Source organism: Pseudomonas sp. BSw22131 (genome assembly GCF_026810445.1).
In the GTDB taxonomy this organism is placed as follows: Bacteria; Pseudomonadota; Gammaproteobacteria; order Pseudomonadales; family Pseudomonadaceae; genus Aquipseudomonas; species Aquipseudomonas huanghezhanensis.
In genome coordinates this window covers 1,865,707-1,886,753 of the sequence record NZ_CP113949.1, presented here as the reverse complement: position 1 = coordinate 1,886,753, position 21,047 = coordinate 1,865,707, and the positions used below count along the sequence as shown (strand labels likewise).

At 59.2% G+C, this 21,047-nt stretch carries 21 protein-coding genes; 7 read left to right on the top strand and 14 right to left on the bottom strand.

What is annotated here, in order from left to right:
* Positions 1 to 46: 46 nt before the first annotated feature.
* The 13 genes from astD to acs form a co-directional block, all read right to left on the bottom strand.
* A complete protein-coding gene (gene astD, locus OYW20_RS08415) occupies positions 47 to 1,522 on the bottom strand; it encodes a succinylglutamate-semialdehyde dehydrogenase (RefSeq protein WP_268800237.1) in 1,476 nt (491 codons plus the stop codon).
* Entirely contained in the window at positions 1,519 to 2,544 is a 1,026-nt protein-coding gene (gene astA, locus OYW20_RS08410) for an arginine N-succinyltransferase (RefSeq protein ID WP_268800236.1), read from the bottom strand. The genes astD and astA overlap by 4 nt, the downstream gene beginning before the upstream one ends.
* Before the next feature lie 105 nt (positions 2,545 to 2,649).
* A complete protein-coding gene (gene aruF / locus OYW20_RS08405; RefSeq protein WP_268800235.1) occupies positions 2,650 to 3,681 on the bottom strand; it encodes an arginine/ornithine succinyltransferase subunit alpha in 1,032 nt (343 codons plus the stop codon).
* 177 nt (positions 3,682 to 3,858) lie between these two features.
* On the bottom strand, positions 3,859 to 5,079 hold the full coding sequence (locus OYW20_RS08400) for an aspartate aminotransferase family protein (RefSeq protein ID WP_268800234.1): 1,221 nt from the start codon (positions 5,077 to 5,079) through the stop codon (positions 3,859 to 3,861).
* Between the two features lie 99 nt (positions 5,080 to 5,178).
* Positions 5,179 to 5,352: a hypothetical protein gene (locus tag OYW20_RS08395; protein WP_268800233.1), complete on the bottom strand. Its 174-nt coding sequence runs from the start codon at positions 5,350 to 5,352 to the stop codon at positions 5,179 to 5,181.
* A 21-nt stretch (positions 5,353 to 5,373) separates the two neighbouring features.
* Positions 5,374 to 6,357, bottom strand: coding sequence for a transcriptional regulator ArgR (argR, locus tag OYW20_RS08390; protein WP_268800232.1), 984 nt, complete (start codon positions 6,355 to 6,357; stop codon positions 5,374 to 5,376).
* 138 nt (positions 6,358 to 6,495) lie between these two features.
* The gene (locus OYW20_RS08385) at positions 6,496 to 7,260 is read right to left on the bottom strand and encodes an ABC transporter ATP-binding protein (RefSeq protein WP_268800231.1); all 765 of its coding nucleotides are present in this window, start codon (positions 7,258 to 7,260) and stop codon (positions 6,496 to 6,498) included.
* Positions 7,261 to 7,339: 79 nt separating this feature from the next.
* Positions 7,340 to 8,452, bottom strand: a complete 1,113-nt coding sequence (locus OYW20_RS08380) for a succinylglutamate desuccinylase/aspartoacylase family protein (protein WP_268800230.1) — start codon at positions 8,450 to 8,452, stop codon at positions 7,340 to 7,342.
* Position 8,453: 1 nt separating this feature from the next.
* Positions 8,454 to 9,152 carry an ABC transporter permease gene (locus tag OYW20_RS08375; RefSeq protein WP_268800229.1) on the bottom strand — a complete coding sequence of 233 codons (699 nt, stop codon included), beginning with the start codon at positions 9,150 to 9,152 and terminating at the stop codon, positions 8,454 to 8,456.
* Entirely contained in the window at positions 9,149 to 9,838 is a 690-nt protein-coding gene (locus OYW20_RS08370; protein WP_268800228.1) for an ABC transporter permease, read from the bottom strand. The genes OYW20_RS08375 and OYW20_RS08370 overlap by 4 nt, the downstream gene beginning before the upstream one ends.
* Positions 9,839 to 9,924: 86 nt before the next feature.
* Entirely contained in the window at positions 9,925 to 10,701 is a 777-nt protein-coding gene (locus OYW20_RS08365) for an ABC transporter substrate-binding protein (protein ID WP_268800227.1), read from the bottom strand.
* 560 nt (positions 10,702 to 11,261) lie between these two features.
* Complete coding sequence (locus OYW20_RS08360; RefSeq protein ID WP_268800226.1) at positions 11,262 to 11,636, bottom strand: hypothetical protein; 375 nt, start codon at positions 11,634 to 11,636, stop codon at positions 11,262 to 11,264.
* Positions 11,637 to 11,844: 208 nt separating this feature from the next.
* Entirely contained in the window at positions 11,845 to 13,800 is a 1,956-nt protein-coding gene (gene acs, locus OYW20_RS08355) for an acetate--CoA ligase (protein WP_268800225.1), read from the bottom strand.
* Positions 13,801 to 14,249: 449 nt separating this feature from the next.
* On the opposite strand from acs, the gene OYW20_RS08350 reads away from it, so the two are divergent.
* A complete protein-coding gene (locus OYW20_RS08350; RefSeq protein WP_268800224.1) occupies positions 14,250 to 14,531 on the top strand; it encodes a DUF2790 domain-containing protein in 282 nt (93 codons plus the stop codon).
* 106 nt (positions 14,532 to 14,637) lie between these two features.
* Here OYW20_RS08350 and OYW20_RS08345 read toward each other — a convergent pair whose 3' ends face one another.
* Positions 14,638 to 16,188: a sigma-54-dependent transcriptional regulator gene (locus OYW20_RS08345; protein WP_268800223.1), complete on the bottom strand. Its 1,551-nt coding sequence runs from the start codon at positions 16,186 to 16,188 to the stop codon at positions 14,638 to 14,640.
* A 322-nt stretch (positions 16,189 to 16,510) separates the two neighbouring features.
* On the opposite strand from OYW20_RS08345, the gene phhA reads away from it, so the two are divergent.
* The 6 genes from phhA to OYW20_RS08315 all read left to right on the top strand — a co-directional run bounded on the left by phhA (position 16,511) and on the right by OYW20_RS08315 (position 20,956).
* Positions 16,511 to 17,317 carry a phenylalanine 4-monooxygenase gene (gene phhA, locus OYW20_RS08340; protein WP_268800222.1) on the top strand — a complete coding sequence of 269 codons (807 nt, stop codon included), beginning with the start codon at positions 16,511 to 16,513 and terminating at the stop codon, positions 17,315 to 17,317.
* Between the two features lie 15 nt (positions 17,318 to 17,332).
* Positions 17,333 to 17,689: a 4a-hydroxytetrahydrobiopterin dehydratase gene (locus OYW20_RS08335; RefSeq protein WP_268800221.1), complete on the top strand. Its 357-nt coding sequence runs from the start codon at positions 17,333 to 17,335 to the stop codon at positions 17,687 to 17,689.
* Positions 17,689 to 18,879, top strand: a complete 1,191-nt coding sequence (locus OYW20_RS08330) for an amino acid aminotransferase (protein WP_268800220.1) — start codon at positions 17,689 to 17,691, stop codon at positions 18,877 to 18,879. Before OYW20_RS08335 ends, OYW20_RS08330 begins: the two co-directional genes overlap by 1 nt.
* A gap of 252 nt (positions 18,880 to 19,131) precedes the next feature.
* The gene (locus OYW20_RS08325; RefSeq protein WP_268800219.1) at positions 19,132 to 19,269 is read left to right on the top strand and encodes a hypothetical protein; all 138 of its coding nucleotides are present in this window, start codon (positions 19,132 to 19,134) and stop codon (positions 19,267 to 19,269) included.
* A 98-nt stretch (positions 19,270 to 19,367) separates the two neighbouring features.
* The gene (locus tag OYW20_RS08320) at positions 19,368 to 19,559 is read left to right on the top strand and encodes a hypothetical protein (protein WP_268800218.1); all 192 of its coding nucleotides are present in this window, start codon (positions 19,368 to 19,370) and stop codon (positions 19,557 to 19,559) included.
* A 185-nt stretch (positions 19,560 to 19,744) separates the two neighbouring features.
* A complete protein-coding gene (locus OYW20_RS08315; RefSeq protein WP_268800217.1) occupies positions 19,745 to 20,956 on the top strand; it encodes an MFS transporter in 1,212 nt (403 codons plus the stop codon).
* Positions 20,957 to 21,047 lie beyond the last annotated feature (91 nt).

Sequence of the window (21,047 nt, the reverse complement as noted above, 5' to 3'; positions counted from 1 at the left end):
GTCGGCTGTGTATCAGTCTTCGCGGGCAAGCGCGCTCCTACAGTTATCAATCACGCGCCATTGTGATCCCAGGCGTCAGACTCGCAGGCAGCGTCAATTGCTCTGCCTCAAGCGAGGCCACCGGATACGCGCAGTAATCGGCTGCGTAGTAAGCGCTGGCACGATGGTTACCCGAACCCCCTACCCCGCCAAACGGCGCGCTGCTCGCAGCACCCGTCAGCTGTTTGTTCCAGTTGACGATACCGGCACGGCTTTGCAGCCAGAACTGCTGATAACGGGCCTGCGAGTCAGACAGCAGACCTGCCGCGAGCCCATATTGCGTGGCATTGGCCTCGGCGATGGCAGCGTCGAAATCAGCGTAGCGGATAACCTGCAACAAGGGCCCGAAGAGCTCTTCGTCAGGGCGGTCACTGACGTCGCTGACATCAAGGATGCCCGGCGTGAGCAACGCGGACTGCGCCTGCGGCTGGGTCATTTCCAGCAGCGCTACCGCGCCGCTCGCCAGCAATTGCTCCTGCGCATCCAGCAACCCACGCGCCGCGCCCAGGGAAATCACCGAACCCATGAACGGCGCCGGTTGCTGATCGAAAGCCCCGACCTGAATCGTCGCGGTGACCTCAACCAGCCGCGCCATGAACGCATCACCCCACGCGCCTTCCGGCACCAACAGACGACGCGCGCACGTGCAGCGCTGGCCGGCCGAAATGAACGCCGACTGGATCACCGTATAAACCGCCGCATCGACGTCCTGTACCTGATCGACGATCAAGGGATTATTACCGCCCATCTCCAACGCGAGAATTTTGTCCGGGCGCCCGGCGAATTGTTGATGCAGCGAATTGCCAGTACGACTCGACCCGGTAAAGAACAAACCGTCGATGCCAGCATTGGCCGCCAGCGCGATGCCCGTCTCACGTGCGCCTTGCAGCAGGTTGAGCACGCCTGACGGGAGGCCCGCTTCGATCCAGCATTTCACCGTCAGCTCGGCGACTTTCGGCGTCAGCTCGCTGGGCTTGAACACCACGGTGTTACCGGCAAGCAGCGCCGGAACGATGTGCCCGTTCGGCAAGTGCCCGGGAAAGTTATACGGACCGAATACCGCGACCACGCCGTGCGGCTTGTGGCGCAACACGGCGGTGGCGTCGCCCAGCTGGCCACTCTTTTCGCCCGTACGCTCGCGGTAGCTCTGAATGGAAATCGCGACCTTATTGACCATGCTGGTCACTTCGGTGGCGGACTCCCACAGCGGTTTTCCGGTCTCCTCGCCAATGCAGCGTGCGAGTTCGTCGGCATGATCCTTCAGGGTGACGGCGAAGGTTTCCAGCACGCCAATGCGCTCTTCGAGTGAGCGCATCGCCCACTCGGGAAACGCCTGACGCGCAGCGTTTACGGCGGCGTCTACCTGAGATGCGGTTGCGCCCTGCCCGGACCACACGACCTGCTGACTGACCGGGTTCAGCGATTCAAACGCCTCGCCCCGCCCGGCGTGCCATTGGCCTGCGATAAACAGCGTGCTCATCAAATACCCTCCCGAGCCGGAGACAATGGAACGGCGCGTACGTGATCGCCGGCACTCAGGCGCAGGCGTTTTGCAGTCTGCGGATCGACCACCAGCGTGCCAGCAGCGAAGCGCGCCGGCGCAGCGGTAACGCGGCAGTCTTCACGTTTGCGGTTATGAATCAGGAACGGCGTGGCGTCGTCACCTGGCGTACCGACGGCCAACACCAGCGGCTGACTGTCTCGGACCGCGCGGATCTTGCTGGTTTCGCACTCAATGGCCGGGCCCGCGTCGAAAATATCGACGTAACCCTGATAACTGAACCCCTCAGCTTTAAGCATGCTCAGCGCAGGCTCGGTGCTGGGGTGCACGCGACCGATGATGTTGCGCGCAGCTTCAGACAAGAAGCAGGTGTACAGCGGAAACTTCGGCATCAGTTCGGCAATGAACGCCTTGTTGCCAACGCCCGTCAGGTAATCTGCCTGGCTGAACTCCATCTTGAAAAAATGCCGCCCCAGGCTCTCCCAGAACGGTGAATGCCCGTGTTCGTCGGACATGCCGCGCATTTCGGCAATGATCTTGTTGCCAAACAGCTCCGGGAATTCAGCGATGAACAGCATCCGCGCCTTGGACAGCAAACGGCCATTGTGGCCGGTGCGCGCGTCTTCACGCAGAAACAGCGAGCACAGCTCGGAGTTGCCGGTCAGGTCGTTGGCGAGAAACAGTGTCGGGATCTCGCGATAAATGTTCAGCTCTTGAGAGGCACTGACAGTCAGGCCAACGCGGTAGTTGTACCAGGGCTCGCGCAGCCCGACAGCGCCGGCAATGGCCGAAATACCGACCACGCGTTCGTTGTCGTCTTCGAGCACGAACAGGTAATCCGCATCGCCACGGCCAGCCTCGCCACGGAAGGTCTTCTCGGCCCAACCCACCCGATGCGCCAGACGTTCTTCATTGGCTGGCAAAGTGGTAAGGCCGGGGCCTGTGCTGCGCGCCAACTCGATCAGCGCCGTCAGGTCACTGCTGCGTACGGGACGAACGATCATGCTTTCTCCTCAAACCGGCTTCCTTGGGAAACCGGCGAAACTCGCTAACCTGCAATCCATTGCCGGGGCCGAATCAATCAGCCGCCGCCAACGCACACCCACCTGTCAAACCGCGACGATGCGCACGCTGGCGCCTTCACCCACGCCCAACGCTTCAGCCGCCGCAACACTCAGCGTGACCGGCTTGCCCGGCACCCAGTCGAGTTCCAGCATCACTGCGCGGTAGTCCTGCAACTGACCGTTGGCGACCAGATACGGCCGTCCGCCCTTGACCGCATCGCCGCTGTTGACCATGTCGAGCCTGACCGGCACCACGCGGCTCTGGGAAATCGAGCGAATCCCCGACACCCGCGCATGCAGCGTCGGGCCACCGTCGAAGATGTCGATGTAGTGATCGGTTTCAAAACCTTCACGCATGAGGATGTCGAATGTGATCTGAGCACGCGGGTGCACCTGACCCATGGCCTCTTGCGCGGTGTCGGGCAGCAGCGGCACATAGATCGGGTAATGCGGCATCAGTTCGGCGAGGAATGTCCGGCTTTTCAGACCACAGATGCGTTCGGCCTCGGCGTAGTTGAGGTCGAAGAAGTTGCGGCCGATGGCGTCCCAGAAAGGAGAATCACCGTTTTCATCGCTGTAACCGACAATCTCGGTCACCACCGAATCGGCAAAGCGCTCCGGGTGGCTGGCGACGAACAGCAAGCGGCCCCGGGAATTGAGTTCCGACCAGCTGGTGCCCACCAGATCACGCACCACATAAAAGCTGGTCAACAAGCTGTTGCCGGTGAGGTCGTGGCACTGCGAAAGGACGTGGATCTTGTTGTGGATTTTCAACTCACGCGAGGCATGCACGAAGGTTTCGTTGCGAAAGCTGTAGAACGGCTCGGAATAGCCGGCCGAAGCAACGATCCCGGAACAGCCCACCAGTTGGCTGGTTTCCAGGTCTTCGAGCACGAAAAAATAGGTTTCTTCGCCGTTGAAACTGACTTCGGCCGCAAACGACGCTTCCGAGGCGGCAATCTTGTCGCTCAAACGGCCAGCGTCATCCGGCAGGGACGTGACACCAATCGGGCTGTCGGCAGCGAGGCGTTGGACCTCGGCCAGATCAGCCATTTGCGCGGGGCGCATCACCAGCATGGTGTCACTCCTTGAGAAAAAATCGGGCCGACTGAACGGCAAGAAAAAATGATCAGTCATGACACTGATCGCTGTAGGAGAGCGCTTGCCCGCGATTGCGATCAGTCGGTGATGAACATATCGACTGACACACCGCTATCGCGGGCAAGCGCGCTCCTACAGGTTATTTGTCGCCGGTTATGCCGCAGTCAGCTTCGCAATCGCACGCTCGAAGCGGTTCAGGCCCTCTTCGATGTCAGCGTCTTCGACCACCAGGCTCGGCGCGAAACGAATCACGTCAGGACCGGCTTGGAGCACCATCACGCCTTCATGCTCGGCGGCGTTAAAGACGTCCTTGGCGCGGCCTTTCCAGGCATCGCTCAACACGCAACCTATCAGCAAGCCCAGGCCACGGACCTGCGTGAAGATGCCGTATTGCTCGCCAATGTGTTCCAGGCGGGTTTTGAATTGCTGATGCTTGGCTTTGACGCCCGCCAGCACCTCAGGGGTGTTGACCACATCCATCACTGCGTTACCGACCGCACAGGCCAGCGGATTGCCGCCGTACGTGGTGCCGTGAACGCCGACCGACAGGTGCTTGGCCAGCTTTTCAGTGGTCAGCATCGCCGCCATCGGGAAACCGCCGCCGATACTTTTCGCGCTGGAAAGGATGTCTGGGGTCACGCCGTAATGCATGTAGGCGAACAAGTGGCCGCTGCGGCCCATGCCGCTCTGCACTTCGTCGAAGACCAGCAGCGCGTTGTGTTGATCGCACAGCTCGCGTGCGCCTTGCAGGTAAGACAACTCGGCGGGTAACACGCCGCCTTCGCCTTGAATCGGCTCAAGGACCACCGCGCACGTCTTGTCGGTGACAGCGGCCTTCAGGGCGTCGAGGTCGTTATAGGGAACGTGGGAAATACCCGTGATTTTCGGGCCGAAACCGTCGGAGTATTTCGGCTGGCCACCGACGCTGACCGTAAACAGCGTCCGGCCGTGAAAGCTGTTGAGCGCGGCGACGATTTCGTATTTTTCAGTGCCGTAAAGGTCGTGAGCGACGCGACGCGCCAGCTTGAACGCGGCTTCGTTGGCTTCGGCACCGGAGTTGCAAAAGAACACCCGATCGGCAAACGTCGAATCCACCAGCTTGCGTGCCAGTTGCAGCGCAGGCTCGTTGGTGAAGACGTTGGACACGTGCCACAGCTTGTTGCCTTGTTCGGTCAGGGCGTTGACCAGCGCCGGGTGCGCGTGACCCAGCACGTTGACGGCGATACCACCGGAGAAATCGACCAGTTCGCGACCCGACTGATCCCACACCCGCGAACCCGAGCCGCGCACGGGAATGAAAGCGGCCGGGGCATAGTTGGGCACCATCACCTGGTCGAAATCGGCGCGTTGCACCGGGGCTTGCTCAACGGACATCGGAGTCTCCTGAAGAGGAACGCCTGCCTGGAACTGGCGAGCGATGAAAGGATTGTAGGGACAGTTTTAAGCCGGGCCTTGCCGCCAAGCGACAACTTCTTATAGCGCCAACCCGGCTTTTTCAGCGGCTTTCAGCAATGCGACAAATTGCGTCGCAATGGCGCAGTTTAAACGCTGGAGGGCTGTTGCAGGAGCGCGCTTGCCCGCGAAAGATTGATCAGACGATAAAGATGCACGTGATGAACCGACGCCTTCGCGGGCAAGCGCGCTCATACGTTGATCGCTACGCCCCGCTCACCCGCGCTCGGCGGGGGCTTGGGATAACTCGAACGGGCTGCTGCTGCGGCGGTGATTACGGTCTTCGCGCGGGGTGGCGCCAAAGAAGTTGCGGTACGCGCTGGAGAAGTGCGGGCCGGATGAGAACCCGCACGACAAGCCGATCTGGATAATCGATTTGCTGGTCTGCATCAGCATCTGCCGCGCCTTGTTCAGGCGCAGCTCCAGGTAATACTGGCTCGGCACGCGATTGAGGTACTGCTTGAAGATGCGCTCCAGCTGACGACGGGACACGCACACGTGCTGGGCGATCTCGTCGGTGGTCAGCGGCTCCTCGATGTTGGCTTCCATCAGCAACACCGCTTGGGTGAGCTTGGGATGGCTTGAACCGAGACGGTTTTGCAGCGGGATGCGCTGACGCTCGCCGCCCTCACGAATGCGTTCCACCACCAACTCTTCCGATACCGCGCCCGCCAGCTCAGCGCCGTGATCGCGAGCCAGCACCGCCAATAGCAAATCGAGCACCGACATCCCGCCGCAGGCAGTCAGGCGATCCCGATCCCAGTCGAACAAATGGCTGGTCGCGATGACTTTCGGAAAGCGCTCGGCAAAATCATCCTGCCAGCGCCAATGCACCGCAGCGCGATAACCGTCAAGCAGCCCCAGTTGCGCCAGCGGATAAACGCCCGCCGACAAACCACCAATCACGCAACCCGAGCGCACCAACTGCTTGAGCGCGCCACTCAGCGCAGAAGACATCGGCGCCGGCGGCTCATCGGCCAGCAGGAATAACTTCTGACAGCCTTCAAGGCGCCCGGACCACGCCTCACCCGGCAGTTGCCAGGCGGCGCCGTCCAGCGGTGGCTCGGCCTGCAGGAAAGACAACTCGTACACGACCTCAGGATGAACCCGCTGGGCAACGCGCAAGGCTTCCTCGGCCAGCGCCAAAGTCAGGGCTTTGGTGCTGGGCCAGATGAGAAAACCTATTCGATGGGCAGTCATGGCGTGAAGTCCGAAACGTGTCGCAAGAGTGGGTCAAGCAACGGTGCGCTTGAAAATAAACGGGTTCAACCAGGTCAGGCCGCCCGCAAAATGCCGACGCAGCATGACCTGTTCCAACGCAAAAGGCATCGCCGGTCGCTATTTCAGACTGCCCGACAAAAACCCCTGCAAACGCTCCGATTTCGGATTGACCAGCACTTCACGCGGGTCGCCCTGCTCTTCGACCACACCTTTGTGCAGGAAAATCAGTTGATTCGACACTTCGCGGGCGAAGCCCATTTCGTGGGTGACCACCACCATGGTCCGGCCTTCCTGAGCCAGCGCCTGCATGACTTTGAGCACATCGCCCACCAGCTCCGGGTCCAGCGCTGAGGTGGGCTCATCGAACAGCATGACTTCGGGTTCCATCGCCAGCGCACGGGCAATCGCCACACGCTGTTGCTCGCCGCCGGACATATGCCCCGGATAAGCGTCTTTACGATGCGAAACACCGACCTTGGCCAGGTAATGTTCGGCCTTCTCAAGCGCTTCTTTTTTCGAAAGGCCAAGAACGTGAATCGGCGCCTCGATGACGTTTTCCAGCGCGGTCATGTGCGACCACAGGTTGAAATGCTGAAACACCATCGACAGTCGCGAACGCATGCGCTGCAACTGGTTGGGGTCGGCGGCTTTCAAGCTGCCGTCTTTGTTCGCAACCAGTTTGAGCTCTTCATTGTTCAGCAGGATCCGGCCGGCATGGGGCTGTTCCAGCAAGTTGATGCAGCGCAGAAAAGTGCTTTTGCCCGAACCGCTGGAGCCGATGATGCTGATCACATCGCCTGCCTTGGCGGTCAGCGAAACGCCCTTGAGCACTTCATGGCTGCCGTAGCGTTTGTGCAGGTCCTGGATTTCCAGTTTGTTCATGCTTTCGGTTCTCACAGCTGTCGTTTTTCAGCGTTCAGCTTTTAGTTATCAGTCACCAGCGTTCGGTTCGCGAGGAACCTCAGTCGCTGAGCAAGCGCCCGTGACGCAGCGCGATTCGCCCTGCCACTTTGGCCATCCAGAAACCGGGCTGCGCGTAACGCAAGCGCTCGATGGCGAACAAAACGCCTTGTGTGCCAGCGCAGACAGTGGTCGCCTTGTCCGACAGGGGGTCGATGACCTCGAACAACGGCTCACCGGTTTCGACCCAGTCACCGGCCTGTCGCAAGAACGTCACCACGCCCGCGTGCGGGGCGTAGAGCAACTCGGTGCCCTCGAACGGCATGCCTTCACAGGCTTCGGCTTCGGGCTTTGGCCAGTCGCCGCCGATCAGGCCTTGCTCGGCCAGGAACGCCAGAATGCCCTCAGCGTGGGCCTCGGCTTCCAGCCTTCCGGTGTCGGCCTGGCCGCCCAGCTCGATCGTTGTAGCCAGACACCCAAGCGGAATCTGCGCCTCTGGAAAGCGCCGGGACAGGCGCAACCACGGCAGCGAACAGGCTTCGTCGAACGAGCTGCCGCCCGAATCTTCCGCCAACAGCCCGACGCGTACGTCCAGGTGCGCCGCCAGCGAACGCCACTGCGGCCAATGCTGAGGCAGTGCATACATGTGCAGCGCGGCGTCGGCATCGCAATGCAGGTCGAGGACGATGTCGGCGGTGCAGGCATGGCTCAGCAATAAACGCTGCAAGCCCTGCAACTCGCTTTGAGCGGGCGGCAACTGCTCCAGCACGGACGCCATGGCCTGACGAATCAGACGAATGTTGGCGCGCGGGTCATCACCCAACTGGTCCGCAAGCAACTCGCTGACCGGCTCGCTCAGCTCGGTGAAATCACGATTGAAGTTCTTGCCACTGCCGAACTCGAAACGCCCCTGATGCGCCCCTTGCAGCAGCTGCCCGAGGCCGATCGGGTTGGCGACCGGCACCAGCTCGACAACGCCGTTGAGCAGGCCCTGTTCTTCGAGCTCGTTCAGGCGTTTTTTCAGTTCCCAGGCGGTGCGCATACCGGGCAGTTCGTCGGCGTGCAGGCTGGCCTGGATGTAGGCCTTGCGCTCGCCTTTGCCAAAACGAAATACGCTCAGTTTGCGTTCGGTGCCGAGGGTGCTCCACGGCAGGACATGGTCGATGCGTTGCATATCAGTGCTTCCTCGGCGCGAGATAGCTCAGCCAGCGACGCTCCGCCAGCTTGAACAGTCGGACCAGAATGAAGGTCAGGCACAGGTAGAAAACACCTGCGGTGATATACGCCTCGAAAGGCAGATAGAACTGGGCGTTGACCGTACGGGCCGCGCCAGTGATGTCGATCAGCGTCACGATGGACGCCAGACTGGTGGTCTGCAACATCATGATGACTTCGTTGCTGTATTGCGGCAGCGCCCGGCGCAGGGCCGATGGCAGCAGAATACGACGGTACATTTTGGCCCGGGACATGCCCATCGCCTTGGCGGCTTCGATCTCGCCGGCCGGTGTGGCTTTCAGGCTGCCCGCGATGATTTCAGCGGTGTAGGCGCTGGTGTTGATGGCAAACGCCAGGCATGCACAAAAGGTGGCGCTGGACAGCCAGGGCCAGAGGAAGCTTTCGCGCACTGCCTGAAACTGGGCCAGACCGTAGTAGATCAAAAACAGCTGCACGAGCATTGGCGTGCCGCGAATGACGTAGGTGTACAACCAGGCGCTGACGTTGACCCAACGCACTTTCGAGACGCGCATCAAGCCCAGCGGCAGTGCCGCCAACAGGCCGAAAAACAGGGAAATCGACAGCAGCTTCAGGGTGATCAGCAGGCCGCCGAAGTACAGCGGCAGGTTTTCCCAGACCGTGTTGTAGTCGAAGATCATAGGTCTGCCGCCCTGACGCCTACCGAGTAGCGTTTTTCGAGGAAACGCAGCGCCAGTAATGAAACGCTGGTGATGACCAGGTACATCGCCGCCACTGCGAGGAAAAAGGTGAAGGGTTCGCGGGTGGCGTCTGCCGCCTGCTTGGCCTTGAACATCATGTCTTGCAGACCGACCACGGAAATCAGCGCGGTGGCTTTGGTCAATACCAGCCAGTTATTGGTGAAACCGGGGATCGCCAGACGAATCATTTGCGGGACGAGGATGCGGAAAAACACCCGACCGCTGCTCATGCCATACGCCATACCGGCTTCGGCCTGGCCCTTGGGGATCGCCATGAAGGCGCCGCGAAAGGTTTCGGAGAGGTAAGCACCAAAGATGAAACCCAGCGTGCAGACACCCGCCGCCAGAGGATTCAGGTCAATGTAATCGTCATAACCGAGCAACGGCGCAACGCGGTTGAGCAGGTCCTGGCCGCCGTAGAAAATCAGCAGGATCAGCACCAGATCGGGAATGCCGCGAATGACGGTTGAATAGAGGTCGCCCAGCCACGCCAGCCAGCGCACCGGCGACAGCCGCAACGACACACCGATCAAGCCGAGGACGATGGCCAGCGCCATGGACGACAAGGCGAGCTGTAGGGTCAGCCATGCACCGTCGAGGATGACGGCCCCGTAGCCTTTCAACATGTTGTTTGGCCCTCTGGCGTAAAAAAGAAAATGGCGCAATCAGTCGGTTTCAAACCTGGCTGTTTGCGCCATTGACCGGGCAGGACTTACTGGCCGTAGATGTCGAAGTTGAAGTATTTGTCCTGGATGGCCTTGTACTTGCCATTTGCGCGGATGGCAGCAATGGCCGCGTTGATCCGATCCAGATTGGCTTTGTCGCCTTTGCGCACTGCGATGCCTACACCGTCACCGAAGTATTTGACGTCGGTAAACGCAGGACCTGTGAAAGCGTAGCCCTTGCCCGAATCAGTGTTGAGGAAACCGTCCTGCAGCAGGGTAGCGTCGGCCAGGGTGCCATCAAGACGACCCGCAGCGATGTCCAGGTAGATTTCATTCTGCGAGCTGTAAGGCTTGATTTCTGCGCCCAGCGGAGCGAGGACTTCCTTGGCGAAACGTTCGTGGATCGAACCGCGCTGCACGCCGATGTTCTTGCCTTTGAGTTCTGCCATGCCTTCGCTGACAACGAAGCCCTGCTTCATCACCAGACGCGCTGGAGTGAGGTAGTAACGGTTGCTGAAGTCGACTGATTTCTTGCGGTCTTCGGTAATGGACATCGACGACAGGATCGCGTCGATCTTGCGCACTTTAAGGGCCGGGATAAGGCCGTCGAACTCTTGCTCGACCCAGGTGCATTTGACTTTCATCTCTTCGCACAGCGCGTTGCCGATGTCGTAGTCAAAGCCGACGATGCTGCCATCCGGCGCCTTCGAGGCAAACGGAGGGTACGCTGCTTCGATGCCGATTTTGAGCGGCTTTTCATCAGCAAATACCGGGTGCGCCAAAACGGACAGCGCCAGTGCGCCAAGAAGCATGAGCTTTTTCATGGGTGAGACTCCATCGGTAGAGCGCGACAAATGGCAAAGTGAGCGAGACGCTCAATATGCAGAAGGAAAGATCAGTGATGCGACGCGAGGTGCTATCGAGCTTTGCCCAATATGCCCTTCGGCGAGTGAACGGCATTTTAGCGGCAGGCCTTAAGTCGATATTTCTTCAATGCGACAACTAGTTACAGAAGCACCGAGAAAGCCATTCAGCCTAATTGACAGCCCGTACATTTCATGGAGCGGGATTTGAAGTTAAACCCATCTACGAAGCAAATAGCGCGCCCATTATTGGCAAAGCCTTCTAATCCGGCAAGAGCAGCGTGTTTTTAGCTTTGCTGAATCAGAGAAAATGCGCCGAGTGGTGACCTGAATGAGGTGGTTTGCCCCATGTCAGCGCGGACAGTTACCCGTGGGTGGGTGTGCGGTAACAAGTCGATATATATCTCGTTCGGTACGCTTCGGATCGCATGCCGGCATGGTGGGAGGGAGGGGTTTGTGCGATGTATCTGATACGGCGCTCTCGCGAACAAGTTCGCTCCTACAGGGTTTGAAGCTCCGCGCTAGTCACTTTGGCGGCTGATCAACATGGCTACGTCCACTTTGCTCAACCCGGTGTTGGGTGCCTCCTCATTGAGCCGACTCATGGCTGAAGTGAAGTGCACGTCCTCGATGGCACCGTCGCTGGCAATGTAGTAACGGGCAGATTCCTTTTCTCTCGCGGTGAAAGTTTTTTTGGTGCTTTCCGTTGAGCCTTGAGAGGTTCCGACAGTGGTGGCCGAGGTGACCCAGAGGTACAGGCCAGTGACTTGCGTCGATTCGAGCGGCTCCTCAGTATTGAAACCACAGAAAATGATGCACTGGGCTTGAGCGGTATGAGGCATGAGCATGAGGACGCCCATCACTGTCAGGACGGGCATCAGCTTGAGGTTATTCATATGCGTTAATCACTGCGGGCCATAGATGAGAATCAGGGCCGCAATGATGGGGAAATCGAATCAAAGCCGAAGCAAGCTGCAGCACTCAAAGGATGTCCGGCATTTAGGAAAAACTGGTAGGACACTTCTTTCGATGTCGAACTTGAAACAAAAACGCTCCGCCAGGCGTTCACCGGGCGGGGCGTTTATGCGTCTGTTACTTAGCGGATCAGGCGACGTTCATGGTCTTGTGGGTTTCGATCAGATGCGCAACCACGCCTGGATCGGCCAGGGTGGAGATGTCACCCAGCGCGTCATACTCGCCGGTCGCGATCTTGCGCAGGATGCGGCGCATGATCTTGCCCGAGCGGGTTTTCGGCAGGCCCGGCGCCCACTGAATAAAGTCTGGCGAGGCAATCGGGCCAATCTCCTTGCGCACCCAGTTACGCAGCTCGATGCGCAACGCTTCGTCCGGCACTTCGCCGCCGTTGAGCGTGACGTACACGTAAATGCCCTGCCCTTTCAGGTCATGCGGCACGCCCACAACAGCTGCTTCGGCGACTTTCGGGTGCGCAACCATCGCGCTCTCGATTTCCGCCGTGCCCATGCGATGCCCGGACACATTCAGCACATCGTCCACACGGCCGGTGATCCAGAAGTAGCCATCCTCGTCACGACGCGCGCCATCACCGGTGAAATACATGCCACGGAAGGTCTTGAAATAGGTATCGACGAAGCGATCGTGATCGCCATACAGCGTGCGCGACTGACCTGGCCAGGAGTCGAGGATCACCAGATTGCCTTCGGCTGCGCCTTCGATCAGGTTGCCCAGATTATCCACCAGCGCCGGAATCACGCCGAAGAACGGACGCGTTGCAGAACCAGGCTTCAGGGCCGTTGCGCCGGGCAGCGGGCTGATCAGGATGCCGCCGGTTTCGGTCTGCCACCACGTATCGACAATCGGGCAGTTCTTCTTGCCGATGGTGTTGTAGTACCAGTTCCAGGCTTCCGGGTTGATCGGCTCACCCACCGAACCCAGCAGACGCAGGCTTGAACCATCTGCGCCTTCGACCGATTTGGTGCCTTCGGCCATCATTGCGCGGATAGCGGTCGGTGCGGTGTAGAGGATATTGACGTTGTGCTTGTCGACGATCTTGGAAAGACGGGTGATGTCCGGATAGTTCGGGATGCCTTCAAACAGCAGCGTGGTCGCGCCATTGGCCAGCGGGCCGTAGACGATGTAGCTGTGACCGGTGACCCAGCCCACGTCAGCCGTGCACCAGTAAACTTCGCCCGGCTTGTAGTCGAACACGCGCTCGTGGGTCAGCGCGGCGTACAACAGGTAGCCAGCGGTGGTGTGCAGTACGCCTTTGGGTTTGCCGGTGGAGCCTGAGGTGTAAAGAATGAACAGCGACTCTTCAGCGCCCATCTCTTTCGGTGCGCAGGTGCTCGACGCCACTTCCAGCAACGAGTGATACCAAATGTCGCGATGGCGGTTCCACTCGATGTCGCCACCCGTGCGCTTGCAGACAATCACCTTCTGCACGCTGGCGGTTTCAGGGTTGGTCAATGCGCGGTCGACGTTGGCTTTCATCGCGGTTTTCTTGCCGCCACGCAAGCCTTCATCAGCGGTAATCACGACCTTGGATTTGCAGTCAATGATCCGGCCCGCAAGGGCTTCTGGTGAGAAACCACCGAAGACCACCGAGTGAATCGCACCAATTCGCGCGCAGGCCAACATGGCAACCACGGCTTCAGGAATCATCGGCATATAGAGGGTTACAACGTCGCCGCGGTGCACATCCTGACCGCGCAAGGCATTGGCGAACTTGCAGACTTCTTCATGCAGTTCGCGGTAGGTAATGTTGCGGCTCTCGGAAGGATCGTCGCCTTCCCAGATGATTGCGATCTGGTCTCCGCGCTCGGCCAGATGACGGTCGAGGCAGTTATAAGACACGTTCAACGTGCCATCGGCGAACCACTTGATGTCAACGCGGTGATCGTCGAATGAGGTCTGTTTGACGGTGGTGAAAGGCTTGATCCAATCCAGACGCTTGGCCTGCTCACGCCAGAAACCATCGGGATTGACCACCGACTGCTGGTACATGGCCTTGTAGGTCGCTTCGTCAGTGAGCGTGTTCGCTGCCACTTCGGGGCGGACGGGGTAAAGGGAAGCCGCACTCATCTTTCTTACCTCGGTGGATATGTTGTTGTTTTATGACCCTGTTGTATCCGGCACAGGCTACAAAGGCCATTCGACGATGGTCTTACCGTTCGCAAGCCCAGGCCCCGGCGGCGCTTGAACCCTCCAGCCAGAGCACTGATAAAGAGTGGGACTACGACCAAAGCGTTAGATTCCCGACTGCAAAATCTTCGGCGTTAACGATTGTTGCGGATTTGCTCAATAGTCTTTATCAGAACGGTTTGTATATGAATTCAGGCAATAAGCCTAGAATCGCTCTCGCCAACACGGCAAACGATCGATAACTAACAGCCCCCACACAGGTCTGTCGATCAAACAACTTAACTGCTACGAACCACGTTCCACACAGCCTGCTGAAAGCCGGTTGCGCATCCTGCCGAGCAGATTTTCTGCGACGCAGTCATCGATTATGAATCTGGAGATAACCTGTAATGAAAGCTGCACTGGTAGTCATGGCTCTTTGTGGTTTCAGTACGCTGGCGATGGCGGAAGAATCAAACGCGAAAATCGCCGCGCAGCAGTCGCAGCACCGAGCGCCCGCCGTTGAGCAATACACTTATGCGACGCACCTGGACATCGCCAAAGTCATCTCCACCGATCAGGTCCCCAACGTCTGCCGCGTCGTGCCGCAGCACATGACCTACGAAGACTCCGAAGGCCAGCGCCACGTCATGGAATATCAAGTCATGGGCAACGGCTGCAGCAACGGCTGATGACCGGTGTCAGTCACAGACATTGCACTGCATGAGTCAACGGCTCAGTGATAACCTGTGAACTGATTTAAATTGGAAACTGCCATTTATATATAAGCGCCGATTCTTATTTACCCACATCATATTGGCGCAACTTATTGGCGATCGTAGTATGGGAAACCCCTAATCTTTTGCCCAGCAAGCGGCTGCTCGGGTGCTCTGAATGGAGTTGCTCAAGCACCGCTTTTTCAAATCGCCCGACAATGTCTTCCAGGCTGCCATCCAGCGAAAAGCCCCCCAATGGTTGACGCTCCGCAGCGTCAGGAAAACGAATGTGTTGCGCGCCAATGACACTGCTTTCGCATAACGAAACCGCCTGAAACAGAACATTCTCCAGCTGCCTGACATTGCCTGGCCAATGGTAGTGGCGCAGACGGTCCAGTGCAGCGGCGGCGATTTTCGGCAGCGGGCAACCAATCTGGCGACTGGCCTGGTCAATGAATTGATCCACCAGCGGCGCAAGGCCGTCGAGGCATTCACGCAACGGCGGTATATGCAACGACAACACGTTGAGCCGGTGATACAGGTCCTGACGAAATACCCCGCACGCGCATAACTCCGACAGATCGACCTGCGTGGCGCAAATCACCCGCACATCGAGTGAGACTTCTTCGTCGCTGCCCACTCGCCGAAAGCATCCCTCCTGCAAAAAACGCAGCAGCCTGCCTTGCAAGCGCGTACTCATGTCCTCGACGCCGTCGATGAACAGCGTCCCGCCAACTGTCAGCTCCAAAAGCCCCAGCTTGCCCTCGGCCCGCGCCCCTTCGAATGCGCCGGGGCCGTAACCGAACAGCTCCGTCTCAGCCATGGATTCCGAAAGCCCGGCACAGTTGAGCGCCATCATCGGCGACTGCCCGCGAGGACTGGCCAGGTGGCAGGCGCGTGCCAGCAGCTCCTTCCCCGTGCCGGTTTCGCCTTCGATCAGCAACGGCGCATCCAGTGGCGCCATGCGGCGGGCTTCGCGCACGACGGCCGCCATCACCCTGGAGCTTTGGAAGATGCTGTCGAAACCGCGAAGCTCCTGCTTGCGCACGTTGTAGATCTGCTCACCGACGCGGTCTGCGCGGTGCAGAGTGAGCACCGCACCCGCCATGGCTTCGCTGTCATCGTGCTCGGATTGAAGGGGTGCGATGTCGGCAAGGAACACATCGCCCTTCACCTTGACCCGCATCCCATTGATTCGCGACTTGTTGGCCCGCACCAGTTGCGGCAGATCGAAATCTTCCGCGTAGCGTGACAGCGCAATGCCCGGCACTTCATCCACACGCACGCCGAGCAACTGCGCCGCAGCGCGATTGGCGGCGACGATGGATCCAGCCATGTCGATGGACAGCACCGGGAATTCAAGCGCACCAAGCAGCGCATTCAACTCCATATGCCTGCGCTCGCTGGGCATCAATCCCACACGCTTGACGCCGAATACGCCGGGGATGAGCTCAAACTTCGGCCCCAGCGCCTGGAATTGCAGGTTGATCAGGTTGGGGCAGCGCAGGTAAATCGCATCGCCGTGCTCGCCTCCGACCTCGCCGCCAGACACGTTCACGCCATACGAAACCAGCAACTCCAGGATGTCGCGCAAGATGCCAATGCGGTTTTGGCAGTGGACTTTGATTCGCATGCAAACACCAACCTTCAAACCAACTGGCTTTTTTGGGGATCAACGAAGTTTATCGTCAAGAATACGTTACAGCGCAAGACAAAAAAGCTGCCTGCCTGAAGGCCTGTGGTCGACATGAGCGCTTTTCGTAAAGAAATCTTTACGAAATAAGGCCCCATACGGAGAGTGCGCAATTTATCTGTCGGTTTTTGAGTGTCGATCTGAGCTATTCATAGCCCGTTGTCATAGCCCCATGCAGCGCTGGTTCGCTGCGCCGGGCGTTTCCCGAAACAGCACGCTCCACAGCTCTATACAAGAGAAGAACCCACTTCAGGAGAGCAGCATGAAGCACAGCCCATACGTGGCGCGGGAGCCCGACTCAAAGGGGTTTATTGCTTACCCCGATGCCGAACATGAGGTGTGGAACACCTTGATCACCCGGCAGTTGAGGGTGATCGAAGGCCGCGCCTGCCAGGAATATCTGGATGGCGTCGAGCAGCTCGGCTTGCCCCATGATCGCATTCCGCAACTGGGCGAAATCAACCGCGTGCTGGACGCCGCCACCGGCTGGCAAGTCGCCCGCGTGCCTGCATTAATCCCCTTTCAAACGTTTTTTGAACTGCTGGCAAACAAACAGTTTCCGGTGGCGACCTTCATTCGCAGCCGCGAGGAACTGGACTACCTGCAAGAGCCAGACATTTTCCATGAAGTCTTCGGCCATTGCCCGCTGCTGACCAACCCCTGGTTTGCAGAATTTACCCATACCTATGGCAAGCTGGGTCTGGCGGCCAGCAAGGAGCAACGGGTGTATCTGGCTCGGCTTTACTGGATGACCATTGAGTTCGGCCTGGTGAATACCGAACAGGGCATGAAGATTTACGGCGGGGGCATTTTGTCCTCGCCCAAGGAAACGCTGTACAGCCTGTCGCAAACGCCGGAGCATCAAACGTTCGATCCCGTCGAAGCCATGCGTACGCCTTACCGCATCGACATTCTGCAGCCGGTCTATTTCGTGTTGCCGGACCTCAAGCGTCTGTTTGACCTGGCACAGGAAGACATCATGGGCATGGTCACCCAAGCCACGGCGCTTGGTTTGCATGCGCCCCGTTTTGCACCTAAACCGCAGTCGCCTAAACCCGAAGCGGCCTGATCAGGAACCCACGTTATGACCTCTCTTAACCAAGCCCATTGCGAGGCCTGCAAAGCCGACGCACCGCAAGTGAACGAAGCCGAACTGCCGGCGCTGCTCAAGCAGATTCCCGACTGGAGCATAGAAGTACGCGACAGCGTGATGCAGCTGGAAAAAGTCTTCGCCTTCAAGAATTTCAAATTTGCGCTGGCGTTTACCAACGCGGTCGGCGAAATTGCCGAAGCTGAAGGTCATCACCCCGGCCTGCTGACCGAATGGGGCAAAGTGACCGTCACCTGGTGGAGCCACTCGATCAAAGGGCTGCACCGTAACGATTTCATCATGGCCGCCCGGACCGACGAGGTGGCCACTGGCGCCGAGGGCCGCAAGTAATGCATTTCTCACAGATTGTGCGTGTACCCGATGATCCGATTCTAGGGTTGATCCAGGCGTACGCCAAAGACCCGAACCCGAACAAGTTCGATCTGGGCGTCGGCGTTTACAAGGACGCACAGGGCCTCACGACGATCCCGCGCGCGGTCAAGCTGGCCGAGCAGCGACTGGTGGATTCGCAGCCCACCAAGACCTACATCGGTGGTCACGGCGAACCACGTTTCGGCACGCTGATCTGTGATCTGGTAATGGGTCCCGAGTCCCCGCTGATCCGCGACAGACGCGTGGGCGCAACGCAGACGCCGGGCGGCACAGGCGCCTTGCGTCTGAGCGCGGACTTCATCCGTAATTGCTTGCCGGGCAAAGGCATCTGGCTCAGCGAGCCGACCTGGCCCATTCACGAGACCCTCTACGCCGCAGCGGGTTTGAAGGTCAGCCATTACCCGTACGTGGGCAGCGACAACACGCTCAATGTCGCCGCGATGCTGGAAACCCTGAATCAGATTCCCGAAGGCGACGTGGTGCTGTTGCATGCGTGCTGCCACAACCCGACCGGCTTTGATTTGTCCCAGGACGACTGGCGCGCAGTGCTGAAGATCGTCAAGGCACGCAACCTGCTGCCGCTCATCGACTTCGCCTATCAGGGTTTTGGCGACGGGCTCGAAGAAGACGCGTGGGCTGTCCGTCTGTTTGCCAATGAGTTGCCGGAGCTGTTGATCACCAGTTCGTGCTCGAAGAATTTTGGCTTGTACCGCGAGCGCACAGGCGCACTGATCGTGTGTACGGACAACACGGAAAAGCTGGCGGACGTGCGCAGCCAATTGTCGGCGACCGCGCGCAACCTGTGGTCCAACCCGCCGGATCATGGCGCCGCTGTGGTGGCCGAAATTCTGGGTGATCCCGAGCTCAAGTCATTGTGGGCCGACGAGGTGGAAGAGATGCGCAGCCGCATCGCGCAACTGCGCCAAGGCCTGGTGGAGGCATTGACGCCGCTGGGCCTGGGCGAACGCTTTGCGCACATCGGTGTGCAGCGCGGGATGTTTTCCTACACGGGCCTGAATAATGATCAAGTGGCACGTCTGCGCCACGAACACAGCGTGTACATGGTCAACGCCGGCCGCGCGAACGTCGCGGGTATCGATGCCTCGCGGCTGGACTCGCTGGCGGCGGCGATTGCAGCGGTTTGTTGAGTACAGATATTAGAATTGGCGCTGAACCTGTGGGAGGGAGCTTGCTCGCGATTCGATAACCCAGCCGGAGAAAATCTGGCGGATGTAACGGCCCACCGCGAGCAAGCTCCCTCCCACGACATGAAACATCCGCGTGAAATGACAAACGGGTCACATTAAAAGTCTGTTTGTCATTTTTTGTGCTGTATCCTCACCCTGCGTTTTCAGACGTGCTGCCCATTGGGCAGTCAACACTTGTGAGGAGCGACGACGATGCATGAAATCCCAAACTTCCCCTTCCCAAGCACACCCCAGCAAAGCGCTGCAGCCCGCCAGGAACTCGGTCAGCCGATCGAGATGAAAGCAGGTGCCAAGACTGATTCAGGCAAAACAGCAAAAAACCGTCGCTGAGGCTCACGCCGACGCTAACGGTTGATTTTTTCAGCCCCTATGGAAGAGCGTCTTCGAGGTGTATTTCCATAAGGGCTGAAATGTTCGAGGCCCCTCCCATGACTGACTTCACCGAAACACAAGCCCAGGCCCTGATCGGCACCGCCGAAAAGATGATCGACATCTGGACACGCCTTAGCCCCGAAAAACAGAACGCCCTGCTCGCTCGCTTTGGTACCCAGGAAAACGCGCTGGCCGCGCTGGTCACCACCCAGCTGGTCGCACCTGTGGATGCATCTTTGAAAAAGTAACGCTGTGGATAAGCCCACTCCCGCCTCCATCCCGCTGAGTGTCATATGTTTCGCTGCTGTAAGGTCTCGCCCTGCCATCCGTTTGAAACCCTCGCTACGATGGACGCATCACATGCACGTTGAGCGTCTACGCTAAACTCGCAACCCCTCGCCTTACCCCTTTGTCGTCATCCCGGATTGATACCATGCCAGACGCTTCACGCGCCGAAACACAACGCCCTATGGCGATCACGCTGCAGGTCGTTTCGATTGTCCTGTTCACGTTCATCGGCTACCTGAATATCGGCATCCCGCTTGCCGTGCTGCCGGGCTATGTCCACACGGACCTTGGCTTCGGCGCCATCGCCGCGGGTCTGGTGATCAGTGTTCAGTACCTCGCTACGTTACTGAGCCGCCCTTACGCCAGCCGGATCATCGACAACCACGGCAGCAAAAAGGCCGTGCTCATTGGTCTTGCCGGCTGCGGGCTCAGCGGCGTGTTCATGCTGCTGGCAGACATACTGGAAAGCTGGCCGACGATGAGCCTGGTCAGTCTATTCATTGGGCGGCTGGTGTTGGGCAGCGCAGAAAGCCTGGTGGGATCGGGTTCGATTGGCTGGGGAATCGGTCGGGTTGGCTCGCAAAACACCGCCAAGGTGATTTCCTGGAACGGCATCGCCAGTTATGGCGCACTGGCGATTGGCGCGCCGCTGGGTGTGTTTCTGGTCAACGGCCTGGGGCTGTGGAGCATGGGGGTCAGCATCATTCTGCTGGCAGGTCTGGGCATCTCGCTGGCCTGGAAGAAAACTGCCGCGCCTATCGTCCACGGCGAGCGCATGCCTTTCATGCATGTGCTCGGTCTGGTGTTGCCGCACGGCACCGGGCTGGCGCTGGGGTCGATTGGCTTCGGCACCATCGCAACCTTCATCACCTTGTATTACGCCAGCCACAGCTGGCCCAACGCCGTGCTGTGCCTGAGCCTGTTCGGTGCCTGCTTCATCGGCGCGCGGCTGCTGTTCGGCAACATGATCAACCGCCTGGGCGGCTTTCGTGTGGCGATCGTCTGCTTGTCCGTGGAAGTGCTGGGGCTGTTGCTGCTGTGGCTGGCGCCCAACCCTAACTTGGCGCTGGCGGGCGCTGCGTTGACCGGCTTTGGTTTCTCACTGGTGTTTCCGGCGCTGGGGGTCGAGGCCGTGAACCTCGTGCCGGCGGCCAGCCGTGGCGCAGCGGTCGGGGCTTACTCGCTGTTCATCGATCTGTCACTGGGGATTACCGGCCCCGTGGCAGGTGCTGTGGCGGCAGGCTTTGGCTTTGCGTCGATTTTTCTGTTCGCGGCGCTGGCGGCGCTCAGTGGTCTGGGGCTGAGCGTGTATCTCTATAAACAATCGAAAGTGATCCACGAGAAAGTTGCGGTGTGAAGCCTGGCTTTTGATTCTGGCTCGGAGGCTAGCCGGCGCGGCCCATGCACTGATTCACCCTTGACGTCGCTTCGCCAACACGTTGGCTCCT

Excerpts from the sequence above, each read along its gene's own strand:
- aruF (WP_268800235.1), bottom strand. The coding sequence starts at position 3,681 with ATGCTGGTGATGCGCCCCGCGCAAATGGCTGATCTGGCCGAGGTCCAA.
- OYW20_RS08375 (WP_268800229.1), bottom strand. The coding sequence starts at position 9,152 with ATGATCTTCGACTACAACACGGTCTGGGAAAACCTGCCGCTGTACTTC.
- acs (WP_268800225.1), bottom strand. The coding sequence starts at position 13,800 with ATGAGTGCGGCTTCCCTTTACCCCGTCCGCCCCGAAGTGGCAGCGAAC.
- OYW20_RS08395 (WP_268800233.1), bottom strand. The coding sequence starts at position 5,352 with ATGAGCGCGCTTGCCCGCGAAGGCGTCGGTTCATCACGTGCATCTTTA.
- OYW20_RS08320 (WP_268800218.1), top strand. The coding sequence starts at position 19,368 with ATGACTGACTTCACCGAAACACAAGCCCAGGCCCTGATCGGCACCGCC.
- OYW20_RS08365 (WP_268800227.1), bottom strand. The coding sequence starts at position 10,701 with ATGAAAAAGCTCATGCTTCTTGGCGCACTGGCGCTGTCCGTTTTGGCG.
- OYW20_RS08400 (WP_268800234.1), bottom strand. The coding sequence starts at position 5,079 with ATGTCCGTTGAGCAAGCCCCGGTGCAACGCGCCGATTTCGACCAGGTG.
- argR (WP_268800232.1), bottom strand. The coding sequence starts at position 6,357 with ATGACTGCCCATCGAATAGGTTTTCTCATCTGGCCCAGCACCAAAGCC.
- OYW20_RS08330 (WP_268800220.1), top strand. The coding sequence starts at position 17,689 with ATGCATTTCTCACAGATTGTGCGTGTACCCGATGATCCGATTCTAGGG.
- OYW20_RS08360 (WP_268800226.1), bottom strand. The coding sequence starts at position 11,636 with ATGAATAACCTCAAGCTGATGCCCGTCCTGACAGTGATGGGCGTCCTC.
- OYW20_RS08335 (WP_268800221.1), top strand. The coding sequence starts at position 17,333 with ATGACCTCTCTTAACCAAGCCCATTGCGAGGCCTGCAAAGCCGACGCA.
- OYW20_RS08370 (WP_268800228.1), bottom strand. The coding sequence starts at position 9,838 with ATGTTGAAAGGCTACGGGGCCGTCATCCTCGACGGTGCATGGCTGACC.
- OYW20_RS08325 (WP_268800219.1), top strand. The coding sequence starts at position 19,132 with ATGCATGAAATCCCAAACTTCCCCTTCCCAAGCACACCCCAGCAAAGC.
- phhA (WP_268800222.1), top strand. The coding sequence starts at position 16,511 with ATGAAGCACAGCCCATACGTGGCGCGGGAGCCCGACTCAAAGGGGTTT.
- OYW20_RS08385 (WP_268800231.1), bottom strand. The coding sequence starts at position 7,260 with ATGAACAAACTGGAAATCCAGGACCTGCACAAACGCTACGGCAGCCAT.
- OYW20_RS08315 (WP_268800217.1), top strand. The coding sequence starts at position 19,745 with ATGCCAGACGCTTCACGCGCCGAAACACAACGCCCTATGGCGATCACG.
- OYW20_RS08380 (WP_268800230.1), bottom strand. The coding sequence starts at position 8,452 with ATGCAACGCATCGACCATGTCCTGCCGTGGAGCACCCTCGGCACCGAA.
- OYW20_RS08350 (WP_268800224.1), top strand. The coding sequence starts at position 14,250 with ATGAAAGCTGCACTGGTAGTCATGGCTCTTTGTGGTTTCAGTACGCTG.
- astA (WP_268800236.1), bottom strand. The coding sequence starts at position 2,544 with ATGATCGTTCGTCCCGTACGCAGCAGTGACCTGACGGCGCTGATCGAG.
- OYW20_RS08345 (WP_268800223.1), bottom strand. The coding sequence starts at position 16,188 with ATGCGAATCAAAGTCCACTGCCAAAACCGCATTGGCATCTTGCGCGAC.